General features: G+C 75.9%; 14 protein-coding genes. 9 read left to right on the top strand and 5 right to left on the bottom strand.

Annotated elements, in window-relative coordinates; translation table 11 throughout:
- Positions 1-69: 69 nt before the first annotated feature.
- From ABZ234_RS11135 to ABZ234_RS11120, 4 genes are all read left to right on the top strand, one after another.
- On the top strand, positions 70-3,348 hold the full coding sequence (locus ABZ234_RS11135) for a BTAD domain-containing putative transcriptional regulator (protein ID WP_355011875.1): 3,279 nt from the start codon (positions 70-72) through the stop codon (positions 3,346-3,348).
- 96 nt (positions 3,349-3,444) lie between these two features.
- On the top strand, positions 3,445-4,374 hold the full coding sequence (locus ABZ234_RS11130; protein ID WP_355011874.1) for a ribonuclease Z: 930 nt from the start codon (positions 3,445-3,447) through the stop codon (positions 4,372-4,374).
- A 133-nt stretch (positions 4,375-4,507) separates the two neighbouring features.
- Entirely contained in the window at positions 4,508-5,788 is a 1,281-nt protein-coding gene (locus ABZ234_RS11125; RefSeq protein WP_355011873.1) for a metallophosphoesterase family protein, read from the top strand.
- 202 nt (positions 5,789-5,990) lie between these two features.
- The gene (locus ABZ234_RS11120) at positions 5,991-6,692 is read left to right on the top strand and encodes a helix-turn-helix domain-containing protein (protein ID WP_355011872.1); all 702 of its coding nucleotides are present in this window, start codon (positions 5,991-5,993) and stop codon (positions 6,690-6,692) included.
- 156 nt (positions 6,693-6,848) lie between these two features.
- On the opposite strand, the gene ABZ234_RS11115 is transcribed toward ABZ234_RS11120, so the two are convergent.
- Positions 6,849-8,498: an FUSC family protein gene (locus tag ABZ234_RS11115; protein ID WP_355011871.1), complete on the bottom strand. Its 1,650-nt coding sequence runs from the start codon at positions 8,496-8,498 to the stop codon at positions 6,849-6,851.
- 77 nt (positions 8,499-8,575) lie between these two features.
- Between ABZ234_RS11115 and ABZ234_RS11110 the strand changes: the two genes are divergently transcribed.
- The 3 genes from ABZ234_RS11110 (at position 8,576) to ABZ234_RS11100 (ending at position 11,157) form a co-directional block, all read left to right on the top strand.
- Positions 8,576-9,061, top strand: a complete 486-nt coding sequence (locus tag ABZ234_RS11110) for a MarR family transcriptional regulator (protein ID WP_355011870.1) — start codon at positions 8,576-8,578, stop codon at positions 9,059-9,061.
- A 63-nt stretch (positions 9,062-9,124) separates the two neighbouring features.
- Complete coding sequence (locus tag ABZ234_RS11105) at positions 9,125-10,108, top strand: aminoglycoside phosphotransferase family protein (RefSeq protein WP_355011869.1); 984 nt, start codon at positions 9,125-9,127, stop codon at positions 10,106-10,108.
- Between the two features lie 14 nt (positions 10,109-10,122).
- The gene (locus ABZ234_RS11100) at positions 10,123-11,157 is read left to right on the top strand and encodes an aminotransferase class V-fold PLP-dependent enzyme (protein ID WP_355011868.1); all 1,035 of its coding nucleotides are present in this window, start codon (positions 10,123-10,125) and stop codon (positions 11,155-11,157) included.
- A gap of 108 nt (positions 11,158-11,265) precedes the next feature.
- Here the strand turns inward: ABZ234_RS11100 and ABZ234_RS11095 are convergent, their stop codons facing one another.
- Positions 11,266-11,664, bottom strand: coding sequence for a TIGR03618 family F420-dependent PPOX class oxidoreductase (locus tag ABZ234_RS11095; RefSeq protein WP_267950395.1), 399 nt, complete (start codon positions 11,662-11,664; stop codon positions 11,266-11,268).
- Positions 11,665-11,841: 177 nt separating this feature from the next.
- On the opposite strand from ABZ234_RS11095, the gene ABZ234_RS11090 reads away from it, so the two are divergent.
- The gene (locus tag ABZ234_RS11090) at positions 11,842-12,231 is read left to right on the top strand and encodes an Hsp20/alpha crystallin family protein (RefSeq protein WP_267950183.1); all 390 of its coding nucleotides are present in this window, start codon (positions 11,842-11,844) and stop codon (positions 12,229-12,231) included.
- A 94-nt stretch (positions 12,232-12,325) separates the two neighbouring features.
- On the opposite strand, the gene ABZ234_RS11085 is transcribed toward ABZ234_RS11090, so the two are convergent.
- The gene (locus tag ABZ234_RS11085; protein WP_355011867.1) at positions 12,326-12,892 is read right to left on the bottom strand and encodes a TetR/AcrR family transcriptional regulator; all 567 of its coding nucleotides are present in this window, start codon (positions 12,890-12,892) and stop codon (positions 12,326-12,328) included.
- Positions 12,893-13,124: 232 nt separating this feature from the next.
- Positions 13,125-13,490, bottom strand: coding sequence for a MerR family transcriptional regulator (locus tag ABZ234_RS11080; RefSeq protein WP_355011866.1), 366 nt, complete (start codon positions 13,488-13,490; stop codon positions 13,125-13,127).
- 95 nt (positions 13,491-13,585) lie between these two features.
- Here ABZ234_RS11080 and pip point away from each other — a divergent pair, with 95 nt between their 5' ends.
- On the top strand, positions 13,586-14,530 hold the full coding sequence (pip, locus tag ABZ234_RS11075; RefSeq protein WP_355011865.1) for a prolyl aminopeptidase: 945 nt from the start codon (positions 13,586-13,588) through the stop codon (positions 14,528-14,530).
- A gap of 65 nt (positions 14,531-14,595) precedes the next feature.
- On the opposite strand, the gene ABZ234_RS11070 is transcribed toward pip, so the two are convergent.
- Entirely contained in the window at positions 14,596-15,777 is a 1,182-nt protein-coding gene (locus ABZ234_RS11070; protein WP_355011864.1) for an aminotransferase class V-fold PLP-dependent enzyme, read from the bottom strand.
- Positions 15,778-15,790: the final 13 nt, after the last annotated feature.

Genomic DNA, 15,790 nt, shown 5'->3' with positions numbered 1-15,790 from the left:
ATGAGCGCCCGCTGAGCGCCCCCGCCTGCGACGACCGGCCACGGCCCCGAGCCCGCTACCGTGGAGGACATGACGGGGGAACACGAGGACACGGCCGTGGAGCTGCGCGTCCTGGGCCCCTTGGAGGCCCGTCGCGCCCAGGGGCCGCTCCCCCTCCCCGGCCCCCGCCACCGGGCCGTCCTGGCACGGCTGATCCTGGCCCGGGGCCGCACCGTCCCCGTGGACCTGCTCGTGGAGGACCTGTGGGAACACCCCCGCGAGGGCTCGGTGTCCGCGGTCCGCACCTTCGTCTCCGCGCTGCGCCGCTCCCTGGAACCCGACCGGGCCCCGCGCCGGCCCGCCCGCCTGCTCGTGACCGCCCCGCCCGGCTACGCCCTGCGCGCCGGCCCCGAGGGCGTCGACGCCTGGAGGTTCGAGGCCGCCCTGACCCGCGCCGGCACCCGCCTGGACACCGGGGAGCCGGGCCCCGCACTGGCCGAACTGGACCGGGCGCTGGCCCTGTGGCGCGGCCCCGCCTACGCCGAGTTCACCGCCTACCCGTGGGCGCACCAGGAGGCCGACCGCCTCGAAGGGCTGCGGCTCCTGGCCGTGGAACAGCGTGCCCGCGCCCTGCTGGATTTGGGCCGCGCCGAGCAGGCCGCCGCCGACCTGGACCCCCACGCCGCCGCCCACCCCCTGCGCGAGAACGCCTGGAACCTGCTGGCCCTGGCCCTGTACCGGTGCGGGCGCCAGGGGGAGGCCCTGCACGCCCTGCGCCGCGCCCGCCGCACCCTGGCCGACGAACTCGGCGTGGACCCCGGCCCCGACCTGCGCCGCCTCGAAGCCGACATCCTCGCCCACGCACCCCGCCTGACTCCCCCCACCCCCACCCCGGCGGCCCCCGACCTGCCCGGCCCGACCACCCGCCCCCTCCCCGCCGACCACCCCTTCGTGGGCCGCGCCCACGAACTGGACCTGCTCGAACAGGCCGCCGCCACCGCCACCGCACACGCCCGCACCACACCCGTCCTGGTCTCCGGCGACGCCGGGGCGGGCAAGAGCGCCCTGGCCCGCGAACTCACCCGGCGCCTGGCCCACCGCGGCTGGCGCACAGCCTGGGGGCGCAGCCCCGAACACGACGGAGCCCCGCCCACCTGGCCCTGGACACAGATCACCACCGCCCTGACCGGCACCGACACACCCCACCCCACGGCAACACCCCACCCCGGCCCCGCCCCGGGCGACCCCGCCGCCGCACGCTTCCACACCCTGCGCAGCACCACCGACCTCCTGACACGCACCACCGGCCAGGGCCCCCTCCTGCTCGTCCTGGAGGACCTGCACCGCGCCGCACAGGAAACCCTGGAACTGCTCACCGCCCTGGTCGCCGAACACCTCCCCGGCCCCCTGCTCATCGTGGGCACCCACCGCACCGGGGAGATCTCCGCACCCCTGGCCGCAGCCCTGGCCCGCCTGGCCCCCCACGAACCCGTCCGCGTCTACCTGGGCGGACTCCCCCAGGACACCACCGGCGAACTCCTGCGCACCGTCCTGGACCACGACGTGGACGCCCCCACCCTGCGCACCATCCACCGGCGCAGCGGCGGCAACCCCTTCTTCGCCCGCGAACTCGCCCGCCTGCTGCGCACCGACGGCCCGGCCGCCCTGGCCACCGTCCCCGCCGGCGTACGCGACGTCATCCGCCACCGCCTGGCCGCCCTGCCCCCGCCCGCGCAGCGCCTCCTGCACCAGGCCGCCGTCATCGGCCACGACATCGACCCCGACGTCCTGGCCGCCCTGGCCCCGGACCAGGACACCCACCTGGACGCCCTGGACGCCGCACTGGACGCCGGCTTCCTCACCCAGCAGGACACACCGCTGCGCTTCTCCCACGTCCTGGTGCGCGACACCCTCTACGACTCCCTGTCCCACCCCCGCCGGGCCCGCTGGCACACCGCCGCCGCCGAGGCGATCACCGCCCTGCACCCGGACCGGCCCGGCGCCGACGCCGCCCTGGCCCACCACTACGCCCGCGCGCACACCCCCGCCACCGCCGCCCTGGCCGCGCACCACGCCCGCGCCGCCGCCCTGCAGGCCGAACACCGCTTCGCCCCCCACGAGGCCGCCCGCCTGTGGCAGGACGCCCTCACCGCCCACGAGCGCTCCGGCGAGGAGGACCCCCGCGCCCGCCTGGACGCCCTCACCGGACTGGTGCGGGCCCTGGCCCTCACCGGCCGCCTGGAGTCCGCCCGCCACCACCGCGGCCGGGCCGTCGCCGAGGCCGACCGGCTCGGCGACCCCGACCTGAGCGCCCGCGTCATCACCGCCTTCGACGTGCCCGCCCTGTGGCCCCGCAACGACGACCCGGACCTGTCCGCGCACCTGGTCCGCGCCACCGAACGCACCCTGGCCGCCCTGCCCCGGGACCGCGAGGCCCTGCGCGCCCGCCTGCTGGCCGCCCAGGCACTGGAGATGCGCGGAACCCTCGACGGGCGCGGCGCCCGGGCCGCCCGCCTGGCCGAGCAGAGCGCCCGACGCCTGAACGAGCCCGCACTGCTCGCCCTGGCGCTCAACGCCCGCTTCATGCAGTCCTTCTCCCGCACCGGCCAGGCCCCGCAACGGCTGCGCATCGGCGCCGAACTGGTCGCGCTGGCCACCGAGCACTCCCTGGTCACCTTCGAGGTCCTGGGCCACCTCATCCTGGTCCAGGCCCACGCGGCCCTGGCCGACCTGGCCGCCGCCGACACCCACATGCGCGCCGCCGACCGGCTGGGCGCCCTCCACGAGATCCCCCTCGTGGGCGTGTTCACCCACTGGTACGCGGCACTGCGCCTGGCCGTGACCGGCACCGCCCGCGAGGCCGAGGCCGCCTACCGCACCGCGAGCGTGCGCCTGGCGGGAGGCGGCATGCCCGGCATGGAGGAGGGGCTGCTGGACCTGGCCCTGGTGTGCCTGCACCTGCAGCACGGCCACCCCCCGCCCACCACCGACGCCCCCGGCCCCCACGCACCGTGGATCCGCGCCCTCACCGACCCCGACCGGCCACCGCTGCCGCCCCGACCGCCCCCCGGGCTGCTCACCGAGGCCCTGGCCTGCCTGGGCGCCCGGGCCGCCGTCGAACGCGGCGACCGCGCCGCCATGGAACGGGCCCACAGCCTGCTGCTGCCCGCCGCCGGGGAACTGGCCGGGGCCGGCAGCGGACTGCTCACCCTGGGCCCGGTCGCCCACCAGCTCGGCGACCTCGCCCTGGCCCTGGGCGACCCCGCCCGGGCCGCGGGCCACTACCGCCGGGCCCTGGAGACCGCCGAGCGGGCCGGCGCACCGCACTGGGCGCGCGCCGCCCGCCGCGCCGCGGACGCACTGGGCTGAGCGCCCCGCACCGGCACCGGACCCCGCCGACGGGACCCCGGCCACCGACCCCCGGGGCGGCCGGGGCCCCGCCACGAATGTGGCAGCATCCCTGTCATGTCCGTACGCGAACTCGTCGTCCTGGGGACCTCCAGCGCCGTGCCCACCCGCCGCCGCAACCACAACGGCTACTTCCTGCGCTGGGACGGCCACGGCATCCTGTTCGACCCGGGCGAGGGCACCCAGCGCCAGATGCGCACGGCCGGGCTCGCCGCCACCGACATCACCCGCATCTGCCTCACCCACTTCCACGGCGACCACAGCCTGGGCCTGCCCGGCACCCTGCAGCGCATCGCCCGCGACCAGGTCCCCCACACCGTGCGGGTCTGCTACCCCGCCCAGGGCGAGGAGTACTGGCGCAGGCTGCGCCACGCCACCCCCTTCCGCGACACCGACGCCGTCCTGCCCCAACCGGTCGGCGGCCTGGGCGCCTGCCTGCTGGGCGAGCAGGACCTGACGCTGACCGCGCTGCCGCTGCGCCACTCGGTCCCCGCCTACGGGTACCGGCTCGCCGAGCCCGACGGGTGGCGGATGCTCCCCGAGAGGCTGGCCGCCCACGGGGTCCGCGGCCCCCTGGTGGGACGCCTGCAGCGCGAGGGCGCGGTCACCACCGGCGACGGGCGCCGGGTGGAACTGGCCCAGTGCGCCCGCCCGCGCCGCGGCCAGGTGTTCGCGTTCGTCATGGACACCGCCGAGTGCGAGGGCGCCCTGGAACTGGCGCGCGGCGCGGACATGCTGGTGATCGAGTCCACCTACCTGGACACCGAGGAGGGGCTGGCCGCCTCCTACGGGCACCTGACCGCACGCCAGGCCGGGCGCATCGCCGCCCGGGCGGGGGTGCGCACCCTGGTGCTGACCCACATCTCCGAACGCTACGAACAGAGCGAGGACCCGCTCTTCGCCGCCCAGGCCGGCCAGGAGTTCGACGGCCGCATCGTCCTGGCCCAGGACCTGGACCGCATCCCCCTCCCGGCCCGCGACTCCTGAGGGCCGCCCCTCGGGGCGGGCGGTGCCGAGTTCACCGCCCGGACACGGAGGAGCGCCGGACGTTCACGCACCGTTGCGACAGGGCCGCTACGTTCGCACCGTCAGCGCACCCGGCAGAAAGGCCCGGCACCCCATGCCCGCCTCCCCCCGATCCGCCGCCCGCCGCACCCTCGCCGTCCTGAGCGGCGCCGCCCTGGCGATGACCGTCCTCCCGGCCTCCCCCCACGCCCTGGCCCAGACCGTCCCCGAACGCGTCATCCTCTCCCCCACCGCCGACCCCTCCACCTCCCAGACCCTCACCTGGCGCACCGCCGACGCCGGCGACCAGGTCCTGGAGATCGCCCCCCGGACCGACCCCGACCAGGTCACCCGCGTCCCCGCACACACCACCGCCCGCGTCGGCGGCACCTACCACGCCGCCACCGCCACCGGCCTGGAACCCGACACCGCCTACCGGTACCGGGTCGGCGACGGGGCCGGCGCCGACACCCCCTGGCGCACCCTCACCACCCCCGCCCAGGACGCACAGCCCTTCGACTTCCTCTACTTCGGCGACATCCAGAACGACATCACCCGGGGCGCCGCCCCCGTGGTCCGCGCCGCCCTGGCCGCCGAACCCGACGCCGAACTGGCCGTGCACGCGGGCGACCTCGTCGACAGCGCCGACAGCGACTCCCAGTGGGGGGAGTGGTTCGACGCCTTCGGCGCCCAGGCCACCGGCGGCATCAACCACATCGCCGCCCCCGGCAACCACGAGTACTCCGGCCCGAACCTGAGCGGCCACTGGGCCCCGCAGTTCCCCGGCGCCGCCAACGGGCCCGACTCCGGCCGCGACCTGGCACAGACCGTCTACCACACCGACTACCAGGGTGTGCGCTTCATCGTCCTGAACTCCAACTACCGCAACGCCGCCCCGCTCAACGCTTCGGCGTGGCTGCGGACCCAGCAGCGGTGGCTGGAGCAGGCCCTGAGCCAGAACCCCCACCGGTGGACCGTGGTCACCTTCCACCACCCCGTCTTCTCCAACAGCCCCGGCCGCGACAACGCCCCCCTGCGCCAGGCCTGGCTGCAGACCCTGGAGGAGTACGACGTGGACCTGGTCCTGCAGGGCCACGACCACTCCTACAGCCGCGGCAACCTGGTGCGTAACCGCACCGGCGACCCCGACGTGCAGACCGGCCCCGTCTACGCGGTCACGGTGACCGGCCCCAAGATGTACGGCGTCGGCGACGGCAACTGGACCGCCAACGGAGCCGAGGCCCGCGTACAGCTCGGCGACACCCAGACCTTCCAGGCGGTGTCGGTGGACGGCGACACCCTGCGGTACCGGGCGCTCACCGCCCAGGGCACGGTCGTGGACTCCTTCACCATCGTCAAGGACCAGGACGGCAAGCGCGTCACCGACACCCTCTGACCCCCGGCCCTCCCCCCAGGGGTGTCCCCGTGTTCGGGCGGGGACACCCCGCCCCCGCAGCGGCGGGCGCCGCCCGCGCACAAGACACCCCCGGCCGGGCACAGCGCCCCCGCAGGACCTGTCCGCCGCACCGGCGGGCAGAGGGGCCCGCGCCCGGACGCTTCGTCCGCGAACGCACCGTCCATGACGCATCCTGGAGGACATGCACGCTCCCGACGGATCCCGCCTGGCCGCACTGGCAGCACTCCTGGCCGACCCCACCCGGGCCGGGGTGTGCCTGGCCCTGCTGGACGGGCGCGCCTGGACCGCCGGAGAACTCGCCCGCCACACCGGTGTGGGCGCCTCCACCATCAGCGCGCACCTGACCAGGCTCACCGAGGGCGGCCTCCTCGCCCAGGAACGCCAGGGCCGCCACCGCTACGTCCGCCTGGCCGACGCGGGCGCGGCCCGCCTGGTCGAGACCCTGGCCTCCCAGGCCGCCCCCGCCGCCGACCCCCCGCGCACCCTGCGCACCTCACGCGCCAACGAGGCCCTGGCCCGCGCACGCACCTGCTACGACCACCTGGCCGGACGCCTGGGCTGCGCCCTCACCGACGCCATGACCCGCCGCGGACTGCTCCGCCAGGACACCGGGTTCGCCCTCACCGAGGACGGCCTGGCCTGGTTCGGCGACCACTCCATCCCCCTGGAGCGCACCCGCTCACGCCCCCTGGCCCGCCCCTGCCTGGACTGGACCGAACGCCGCACCCACCTGGCCGGGACCGCCGGAGCCGCACTGTGCGCCCACGCCCTGGACGCGCGCTGGCTCACCCGGATCGGCTCGGGCCGCGCCCTGAGGATCACCGACCGGGGGGCGCAGGCCCTGGGGGAGGCCCTGGGCCTGGACGCGGACACACTTCGCTGACCGCCGCAGCGTCCGCCCCCTACCGCCGTTCGCCCGCACCGCCCTCCCCCGCGCACGAGGGCCCGCCGACGGCGCCCTCCCCCGGCCGCGCATCAGGTGCGTGAGCGGCCCGCCTGCGGGCCGACGGTCCCCCGCGCGAGGAGGCGGCCCCCGGCCTCAGCCGCCGCGGGGGGCGTCCAGCAGGGCGCGGGCGCGCCGGTGCAGGTCCTCGACCTCGCCCGTGCGCGCCGCCCCGCGGGAGCGGGGCTCGCCCGAGGCCAGGGCGTGGGCCTCGCGCAGCGCGACCAGCGCGCGGGCCAGGCCCCGCCGGGCGCCCGGGTGGGCGCCGCCCTCCCGCTCCAGCGCCAGTCGGGCCCGCTCCCCCTCGGCCAGGGCGGCCTCCAGGTGCTCGTCGGCCCTGCGGTTGGCCAGCACGGCGCACACCACGATGCCCACCGCGGCCCCCAGCACGGTCGCCCACAGCCGCTCGGCCGCCAGGTCCTGGGCCCCGCCCGCCGGGTGGGCCAGCCCCGACAGGGCCAGGGTGAGCGGGGTGACGAACACGATCGCGTAGGAGTAGTTGGTGACCACCACCATCTCCGCGGCCATCTGGCACAGCACCACCAGCGCGATGACGCCCAGGGGCGAGTAGTCGAAGGAGAAGAGCACGGCCGCCAGGGCCACGCCCATGAGCGTGCCCAGGGCGCGCTGCAGGGTGCGGTGCCAGGTGGTGGTGACGTCGGTGGCCTGCAGGACCGACCCGGCCGAGACGGCCGCCCAGTACCCGTGGTCCATCCCCGCGGCCCAGGCCAGGGCCCCGGCGAGCAGGGAGGCCAGCCCCACCCGGGCCACCGAGACCGGGGTGGGCGAGGGGGACCGCAGCGCACCGCGCAGGCGCTCGGCCACACCGGGCGCGGGGGTGCTGTGCCGGTGCAGGTGCTCGGCGTGGGCGGCCAGGGCGGCGCGTTCGCGGCCCGCGACCAGGGGCCGCACCCCGCGCTCGCGCCGTGTGCGGCGGGCGAGCTCGCCCATCTCGGCGGCGGCACGGGCGTCGCCGAGGGCGTCCCCCGTGCCGCCGAGCAGGGACTCGGCCCGGGCGGTGAGGATCTCCAGCGACTCCAGCACGGGGGCGCTCCCCGGCCGGGCGGGGCGGGTGCGGGAGAGCAGCGTGGTCCAGGCGTGCTGCACGGCGGCCTCGGCGGCGGCGCGGGTGGCGCCGGTGGGCCCGCCCAGGTGCCGGGCCAGGGCGTACAGGGCGCGGGAGACCGCCAGGCGCTCGGGGGCGGTGGGGTGGACCAGGGCTCCGGCCACGGCCGCGGCCCAGCACAGGGCGGCGGCCGCCGCGGTGACGGCCACCTCCAGGGGGAGCGCGGCCAGGGTCTGCGGGTTGTAGGCGGCCACACCGGTGGCGAAGACGAACATCAGCCCCGCGGGGGCGCCGAAGGCCAGCGCGTCGGAGAGGTACTTGGCTCCGGCGGCCACCAGGGAGCCCGCCAGGACCGCGGCCAGGGGGTGGGAGAACAGGGCCGCGGTGAGCCCGCCCACCGCCACCGCCAGGGTGAGGGCGGCGCCGACGACGGCCAGGACCCGGGCGCGGCGGGCGTAGGTGTCGTCGCGCGCGTACAGGGCGGTGAAGCAGCCCATGGCGGCGTAGGGCGCCAGGTCCACGCGCCCCAGGGCGTGGAGCAGCAGCAGGGGCAGGGCCACGCACGCCCCCGCGCGCAGGGCGGTGAGGGTGACGTTGCCGTGGACGCGGCGGGGGGTGAAGGCCCCGCGGACGCCGAGGACGCCGCGCAGGGAGGCCACCTTGGACAAAAAGTAATTCACAAGTAAATTATATTAGGGTGGTCCACCGGCACACACCACCCGCGGAGAGGGAGACCTCCCCCACCAGGAAGGCCACCATGAGCGACGCAGTCTCCCGCTTCCTCCGCAGCTGGATCCGCCTGCGCCCCGACCTGGACCTGTCCACCGTGGCCGCCATGGGCCGCGTCCTGCGCCTGGCCGCCCTGATGAACAACATCACCGAGGACGGCCTGGCCGGCGCCGAGGTCACCCGCCCCGAGTTCGAGGTCCTGGCCGCCCTGCGCCGCTCCCCCGACGGACTGCGCCCCCGCCAGCTCACCCGCGAGACCATCGCCTCGGGCGCCTCCACCACCAAGCGCCTCACCCGCCTGGAGTCCGCCGGACTCATCACCCGCACCCCCCTCGAACGCGACCGCCGCGAGGTCCAGGTCCGCCTCACCGACCGCGGCCGCACCCTGGCCGACACCCTCTTCGCCGCCCAACTCGACCGCGAGGCCACCGTCCTGGCCCCCTTGACCACCGACGAACGCGCCCAGCTCGCCGACCTGCTCGCCCGCGTCCTGGCCCCCATCGACCGAGCCTGAACCCGCCGGCCCCACCACCCGGACGTCCACCACCCGCCCCACCACACCCACCAGGACCCCCTCATGAGCCGCGAACCCCACACCCGCCTCGCCCGAGCCCTGGCGGCCCTGCTCCAGGACCCCCGCCCCGTCACCGGCGTCCAACGCCTGCGCGGCGGCAGCAAGAAGGGCGTCTACCGCCTCACCCTCGACCACACCGACACCGTCATCGCCTACCTGTGGCACAGCACCGAGGACTACTGGCACACCGGCGCCGCCCACCGCCAGGACCCCGCCGACCCCTTCTCCCACGCCTCGGGCCCCCACCTGTTCACCGCCGCCCACCGCGCCCTGACCGACCTGGGCGTACGCGTGCCCCGCCTGCTCGCCCACGACACCACCGGCACCCACCACCCCGGCGCCATCGCCCTGGTCCAGGACGTGCCCGGCCCCACCCTCGAAGAACTCCTCGAACGCGACCCCGCCGCGGCCGCCCCCGTCCTGGACCGCCTCGGCGCCTTCCTGCGCACCATGCACGCCACCACCCACCCCGGCTTCGGCAAGGTCCACCACCTCACCACGGGAGGCCGCCCCCACGCCCCCTCCTGCGAACAGACCGTCCTGGACCGCGCCCTGGCCGACCTGGACGAGGCCGCCGCACGCGATGCGCGCCTGCACCCCCACCACGCACGGCTCACCAGCGCCCTGCACACCCTGGCCCACCGCATCGCCCCGCGCCGCGAACACGTGCTCATCCACGGCGAACTCGGCCCCGACCACGTCCTGGTCGACACCGACGGAACCCCCGTCCTCATCGACATCGAGGGCATGATGTTCTTCGACGCCGAATGGGAGCACTCCTTCCTGCGCCTGCGCTTCGGCGAACACCACCCCCGCCTGCGCACACGCACCCCCGACCCCCACCGCAGCGCCCTGTACGACCTGGCCATGCACCTGTCCCTGGTCGCCGGCCCCCTGCGCCTGCTCGAGGGCGACTACCCCGACCGCGCCTTCATGCTCTCCATCGCCGAACACCACCTGGCCCGCGCCCTGCAGACCACCGCCTGACACACTCGCCGACCATGGACACCTTCGACCACCTGTGGAACACCGACACCGTCTGGCTCAACACCGCCCAGTACGGCATCCCGCCCGCCCCCGCCCACCAGGCCCTCGACCAGGCCCTGCACGCCTGGAGGTCGGGCACCGGCGACCCCCTGCACTGGGGGCGGGCCGTCCACGACACACGCACCAACCTGGCCGCGCTCGTGCACGCCCCCGCCCAGGACATCACCCTGGGCACCGCGGTCTCCCAGATCACCGGCACCCTCGCCGCCTCCCTGCCCGCCGGGGCCCGCGTCCTGGTCCCCCAGGACGAGTTCTCCTCCCTCGTCCTGCCGTGGCTGTCCCAGGCCGACCGCGGCGTCACCGTGCGCACAGCCCCCCTGCAGCACCTGGCCGAGAGCGTGCGCCCCGACACCGACCTGGTCGCCTACAGCCTGGTCCACTCCGCCACGGGGCGCATCGCCCCCACCGCCGACATCGCCTCCGCCGCACGCGCCCACGGCGCGCGCCTGGTGGGCGACGCCACCCAGGCCGCCGGATGGCTGCCGGTACGGGCCACCGACTTCGACGCCCTGCTCGGCGCCGCCTACAAGTGGCTCATGGCCCCGCGCGGGCTGGCCTTCGCCTACCTGTCACCGGCACTGCGCGCCGAGCTGCGCCCCCACAACGCCGGCCCCGCCGCCACCCGGGACCCGGCCGCCTCGCTCTACGCCGGCGACCCGGCCCCGGAGCTGTCCGAGACCGCCCGGGCCTTCGACACCTCCCCCAACTGGTTCGCGTGCGTGGCCGCGGCCGCCTCCACCCGCGTGCTCCTGCAGGCCGGAGTGGAACGGGTCCGCGACCACAACGTCGCCCTGGCCGACCGCCTGCGCGCCGCCCTGGGCCAGGAGCCCGGCGGGTCGGCGATCACCTCGGTGGAGCGGCCCGGGGCCGCCGAGCGCCTGGCGCGCGCGGGGATCGTCACCACGAGCCGGGGCGGCGGGACACGCCTGGCCTTCCACCTGTACAACACCCCGCAGGACGCCGACCTGGCCGCGCGCGCCCTGCTCTGAGCCGCGGGCCCGGCGGGGGCAGGGCGCGGTGGCCGCAAGGACGCACGGCCCTGCGGGCCGGGCCCTCACCCCGCACCGGCCACCGCTCCCGTACCCGTGTGCCCCGGATCAGTCCCGCGCCGGGCCCGGGCGGACGTTGCCCAGCTCCCGGGTGACCGCGATCTCGATGGCGACCCGCCCGGGGTTGGGACGCGGGGCCCGGTAGCGCCCGGTGTACAGGCGCACCGCCTCGGCCACCGCCTCCGGGTCGCGCGTCACCGTGGCCGTGCCCTCCAGGGTGGACCAGCGCGCACCCTCCACCTGCGACACCGACACCCGCGCCCCGGGGTGGGCGGCCAGGTTGCGCGCCTTGAAGCTGGCCCCGTCGGCGATCACCCGGACCAGGCGGCGCCCGGGGTCGTAGGTCGCCCCCACCGGGACCTGGTGGATGCTGCCGTCCGGACGCGGACTGGCCAGCGTGCAGATGCGGCGCTCGCTCCAGAAGGCGAGGAAGGGGTCATCGGGGATCTGGGACACGGTCGGCTCTTCTCGGGTCGTCGAATCAGGGCACGGCTGAGGACCCCAGGATCCCAGAACCCCGGGTGTGCGGTGGCGCACACCACATTGACGCGTCAAACTCCGTCAATAAACTTGAGTCCATCAGCATCAAGTTATGTTTCTGAGACTTTCTCGGGGGTTCACACCATGCTCCTCACCCGCACCATCCCCTTCGACCCCACCCGCGCCGCCACCGCCCACCAGCGCACCGTCCCCATGGACATCCTGCGCACCGAGGACGAACTCCTCGTCCGGCTCGACCTGCCCGGCGCCGACGCCGACAGCATCGACCTGGAGGTCGAACGCGACGTACTCACCGTCAACGCCCGGCGCCCCGCCCGCCAGGAGGGGGCCGCCCCCGTCCTGACCGAGCGCCCCACCGGCCCCTTCACCCGGCGCCTGCGCCTGGGCCGGGACCTGGACACCGACAACATCGGCGCCGACTACACCGACGGCGTCCTGACCCTGCGCCTTCCCGTGGCCGAGAAGGCCAAGCCGCGCAAGATCCTCCTGGACCAGGGCGGCGCGACCCTCTGACGCCCCCTCGGCGCGAGAACGCGCGGGGGCGCCCCACCCAGGGGCGCCCCCGCGCGGGCAGGTGCGGCCGGGCGCACCGGGGGCCGGTGCGCGGTCAGGCCGCGCGGGCCCCGTCCAGGAACAGCGACACCAGGGCGGCGGCCGTCTCCTCGGGGGAACCCGGCGCCATGTCCACCGCCCTGGCCAGGTGCAGGAAGGCGTTGCACAGCAGAGCCGGGTCCCGGTCGGCGAGCTCGCCCTCGGCCACCGCCCGCGCCAGGCGCGCCGTCACCGGCTCCAGCAGCCTGCTCACGTACGCCTCGCGCAGCTCCTTCTCCGCATCCCCCTCCAGCTGACCCAGGGAGTCGAACAGGTGCTGCTCGAAGGAGGAGGTGGCACCCGTGGGGTCGGCCACGGCGCCCACGATGACGGCCCGCAGCTGGGCGGCGAGCCCGCCCGGGGCGGCCAGCGACTCCTGCAGGCTGCGGCCGCGCCTGTCGATGAAGTCCAGGGCCACGAGCTTGTGCAGGGTCTCCTTGCCGCCGGGGAAGTGGTGGTAGAGCGTGGGCTTGCGCACGCCGACCTCGGTGGCCACGGCCTCCAGCGAGGTGCCGCGGTAGCCGCGGGCGGCGAAGTGGGCGGCGTAGACGGACATGGCCCTGGTCCGGGTGTCGCCGGTCATGGTGGGCTCCTCGCTGGTGGACGACGGTGCGGACCGGGGCGCCGGCCCGCACCCGCGACTCTACCGACCAGTCGGTAGAGTCGCAAGTCGGGGACCTCCGCACCCCCGGGAGGAAACCCCTCACCCCCGCCCCCACACGGGCGGATCCGCCCGCCGCGAGACCAGATCCACCCACCCCCGCCGCCCCGACGGCGACGCACAGTACACGCGCCCAGCGGGCTTCAACCTCCCATCACGCCCATACCAGGACGACCCCCTTCGCCCAGGACAGCCACAACTCCTCCAGAGCCCCGCGCCGCGAACGCATCGCCTCCTCCTGCGCCCGCCACCACCCCCCGACCAGCTCCGCCGCCTCCGCACCGCCCGGACCCACCACCTGCGCCACCAACGCCAAAGGCACCCCCAACCGGCGCAGCAGACCGATCCGCCGCACCCGCTCCACCCGCCCCGGCGCATAGAACCGGTACCCGTTCTCCCCCACCCGGTCCGGCACCAGCAGCCCCGAACGCTCGCACAACCGCAACGCCTTGGGAGAGAGCCCCCCACGACGCGCGAACTCCCCCCGCGACAGCCCGCCCCGGGCCCCTTCGGCAGCCATGCGCGCCAGTGTGCCCCCTGCCCCAAGGGCACGCTCAACCCCGCACCGCCCTGTAGTAGAGTCCCCGGCCCACCCCTGCGACCGCGGAGACCCCCATGACCGCGCCCACACCCCACACCCAGGGCCTACTCCCCACCGCCGACGGACACCACCTGTACTGGCACGAGTACGGCAACCCCCGCGGCCACCCCGCCCTGGTCCTGCACGGCGGCCCCGGCAGCGGCTGCCACCCCGCCTACACCGACTTCTTCGACACCGACCGCTACCGCGTCATCATGCTCGACCAGCGCGGCAGCGGACGCTCCACCCCCAACGCCCGCCACACCACCACCGACCTGAGCACCAACACCACCCACCACCTCATCCACGACATCGAAGCCCTGCGCACCCACCACCGCCTCACCACCTGGCACGTCCTGGGCCTGTCCTGGGGCTGCACCCTGGGCCTGGCCTACGCCCAGGCCCACCCCGAACACGTCAGCGCCCTGATCCTGGCCGCGGTCACCAACACCACCGCCGCCGAGGTCCACTGGCTCACCCACGCCATGGGCCGCGTCTTCCCCGAGGAATGGGAACTCTTCCGCCACGGCGCCGGACCCGGCGCCGACCCCCACGACCTGTCCACCGCCTACGCACACCGCCTGGCCCACCCCGACCCCCAGGTACGCTTCGACGCCGCCCGCGCCTGGTGCCGCTGGGAGGACGTCCACGTCTCCACCGCCCCCGGCCACACCCCCCACCCCGCCTTCGCCGACCCCGCCTTCCGCATGACCTTCGCCCGCCTGGTCACCCACTACTGGTCCCACGCCGCCTTCCTCCCCGACGGACAGCTCCAACGCGACGCCCACCGCCTGGCGGGCACCCCCGGGGCCATGGTCCACGGGCGCATGGACATCAGCGGACCCGCCGACACCGCCTACCGGCTCTCGCGCACCTGGACCGACGCCGACCTGGTGGTGGTCGAGGAGGCCGGACACGGAGCGGGCACCACCACCCTCAAAGCGGCGACCCGCGCCGCCACCGACCGGCTCGCCCCCTGACACCCCCGCCGCAGCGGACGGGGCGCCGGGCGGGGCGGCGCCTGAGGCGCCCCGCCCGGCAGGGCTCACCCCCGCCCCTGGCGCTCCTTCACCTCCCGCACCAACACCTCCACCTCCTCCTCGGTGTTGAAGTAGTGCACCGAGGCCCGCACCGCCTCGTCCACCCCCTCCCGCGGCTCCCACACCTGGTTCCACACCCGCGCCACACTCACGTTCACCCCGGCCCCCACCAGGTGCGCCCGCACGTGCTCGGCCGGCACCCCCCGCACCGCGAACGTCACGATCCCCGACCGCACCGCCCCCCGGTCCAGCACCCGCACCCCCGCCACCTGCCCCAACCGCTCCCGCGCGTACTCCGCCAGAGCCCCCACCCGCTCCCGGACCCGCTCCAACCCCAGCGCCACCGCGTAGTCCACCGCCACACCCAAACCGATCTGACCGGCCACACTGCGCTCGAAACTCTCAAAACGACGCGCATCGGCACGCACCCGGTACTCGCCCTCCCCCACCCAGTGCGCCGAGGACACATCCACCACCGCCGGCTCCACCAGGTCCGCACCCGCACGCGCGTACAGAAAACCCGTCCCCCGCGGCCCCCGCAGGAACTTGCGCCCCGTCCCCGTCAACAGATCGCACCCCAACCGCTCCACATCCAGATCCCACTGCCCCACCGACTGGCACGCATCCAACAGGAACACCGCCCCCGCCGCCCGGCACAGCGCCCCCACCTCCTGCACGGGGTTGACCAACCCGTTGTGCGTGGGCATGTGGTTCAACGCCACCAACCGCACCCCGCCCCGCCCCAGCTCCCGCTCCAACGCCCCCAGATCCACCACCCCCTCCGGGCCGTCCGGAACCACCTCCACCCGCACACCCCGCTCACGGGCCGCCTTGACCAGCCCCAACGCGTTACTGGGGTACTCGCTCGTGGTCGTCAGCACCCGGTCCCCCGCCTCCAGGCGCACCGCACCGAACCCCGCCTCCCACGCCCGCGTCGCACTCTCCACGAACGCCACCTCCTCCGGCCGCGCCCCCAGCATCCGCGCCACCGCCGTGTAGAACCCCTCCACCAGCCCCTCGGCACGCTCGGCCGCCTCATAGCCGCCCACCCGCGCCTCCAACCGCAGGTGCCCCACCACCGCCTCCACCACCGGCACCGGCGGCAACGACGAACCCGCGTTGTTCAGATGCACCAGATCCGCGACCGCCGGAGTGTCCGCCCGCACCGCGCCCACATCGATTCCCATACACCGCCACCTT

The sequence above is a fragment of the Nocardiopsis sp. NPDC006198 genome, assembly GCF_040613895.1.
Taxonomy (GTDB): Bacteria; Actinomycetota; Actinomycetes; order Streptosporangiales; family Streptosporangiaceae; genus Nocardiopsis; species Nocardiopsis tropica.
This window is presented reverse-complemented; position numbering and strand designations above follow the sequence as displayed.

Bases quoted from the DNA above. Each gene is read 5' to 3' on its own strand.
- ABZ234_RS11125 (WP_355011873.1), top strand. From the start codon at position 4,508: ATGCCCGCCTCCCCCCGATCCGCCGCCCGCCGCACCCTCGCCGTCCTG.
- ABZ234_RS11130 (WP_355011874.1), top strand. From the start codon at position 3,445: ATGTCCGTACGCGAACTCGTCGTCCTGGGGACCTCCAGCGCCGTGCCC.
- ABZ234_RS11110 (WP_355011870.1), top strand. From the start codon at position 8,576: ATGAGCGACGCAGTCTCCCGCTTCCTCCGCAGCTGGATCCGCCTGCGC.
- ABZ234_RS11105 (WP_355011869.1), top strand. From the start codon at position 9,125: ATGAGCCGCGAACCCCACACCCGCCTCGCCCGAGCCCTGGCGGCCCTG.
- ABZ234_RS11085 (WP_355011867.1), bottom strand. From the start codon at position 12,892: ATGACCGGCGACACCCGGACCAGGGCCATGTCCGTCTACGCCGCCCAC.
- ABZ234_RS11080 (WP_355011866.1), bottom strand. From the start codon at position 13,490: ATGGCTGCCGAAGGGGCCCGGGGCGGGCTGTCGCGGGGGGAGTTCGCG.
- ABZ234_RS11135 (WP_355011875.1), top strand. From the start codon at position 70: ATGACGGGGGAACACGAGGACACGGCCGTGGAGCTGCGCGTCCTGGGC.
- ABZ234_RS11090 (WP_267950183.1), top strand. From the start codon at position 11,842: ATGCTCCTCACCCGCACCATCCCCTTCGACCCCACCCGCGCCGCCACC.
- pip (WP_355011865.1), top strand. From the start codon at position 13,586: ATGACCGCGCCCACACCCCACACCCAGGGCCTACTCCCCACCGCCGAC.
- ABZ234_RS11100 (WP_355011868.1), top strand. From the start codon at position 10,123: ATGGACACCTTCGACCACCTGTGGAACACCGACACCGTCTGGCTCAAC.
- ABZ234_RS11070 (WP_355011864.1), bottom strand. From the start codon at position 15,777: ATGGGAATCGATGTGGGCGCGGTGCGGGCGGACACTCCGGCGGTCGCG.
- ABZ234_RS11120 (WP_355011872.1), top strand. From the start codon at position 5,991: ATGCACGCTCCCGACGGATCCCGCCTGGCCGCACTGGCAGCACTCCTG.